This is a genomic window from Vibrio sp. 10N.261.52.A1 (assembly GCF_002876325.1).
In the GTDB taxonomy this organism is placed as follows: Bacteria; Pseudomonadota; Gammaproteobacteria; order Enterobacterales; family Vibrionaceae; genus Vibrio; species Vibrio chagasii.
This window is the reverse complement of record NZ_MCYD01000302.1, coordinates 1-772: the sequence shown is the minus strand read 5'-3', so window position 1 is coordinate 772 and position 772 is coordinate 1. Positions and strand designations below refer to the sequence as shown.

Below are 772 nucleotides of genomic sequence, written 5' to 3'. Positions count from 1 at the left end.
GGCTGACACTGAAGCTAATGTTGAAGAAAGACAAGAGCCGACATTTGATTTTAGGTATTAACATTAGTTGCTTAAACTAACGCTGATATGCACTCATATTACCCCAAATAACCTAATTAGGATTGTTAATGGAGTTACCGGTTTTACTCGCCATTTTGGCCACTATTGCGCTAGGCACCTATTTTCAAACCGTCACGGGCTTTGGGTTAGGCATCATTGTGATTGGTTTGACGGTCAGCCTTAATCTAGTTTCCCTAAATGTTATTGCCTCGGTGGTGAGTATTGTCACCTTGTTCAATTGCTTGGTTGCTTTGATGGGCAAGCCGTTGCTTGGCGAGCTAAAAATCCTTGTGGTGTTGGTGATCGGTATTATTCCCGGCGTGTCACTTGGGGTGTTCTTGCTAGGCGAATTGAGCGAATCTGCAACGCATATCCTACGAGCTTTGTTAGGCGCTATGGTGCTATTCGCAGGCTTGAGTTTTATGTTCAAACCTAAAACCAGAACCCAACGCTCTACAACCCTGTCTTTTTTGGTGTCAGGTTTTAGCTCTGGTCTCGCGGGCGGGCTATTTGGTATGGCGGGTCCACCGATTGTTTATCATCTCTACAGGCAACCTTTTACGCTTGATTTAGTACGAAGCACACTGCTGATGGTGTTCGCTTGCACGTCGATGTCACGTACCGTGAATGTTTACGCTGCAGGCGATATGGAAGCAAGCATATTGTGGCTATCTGCGATTGCTATTCCTTTGGTGGCGCTTGTCACCATGTT

Annotated in this window: 1 protein-coding gene; it reads left to right on the top strand. The window is 45.7% G+C overall.

Annotated features, from left to right (window positions below):
* Positions 1–128: 128 nt before the first annotated feature.
* A partial coding sequence (locus BCT81_RS03670; RefSeq protein WP_102423264.1) for a sulfite exporter TauE/SafE family protein occupies positions 129–772 on the top strand: 644 nt, incomplete at its 3' end.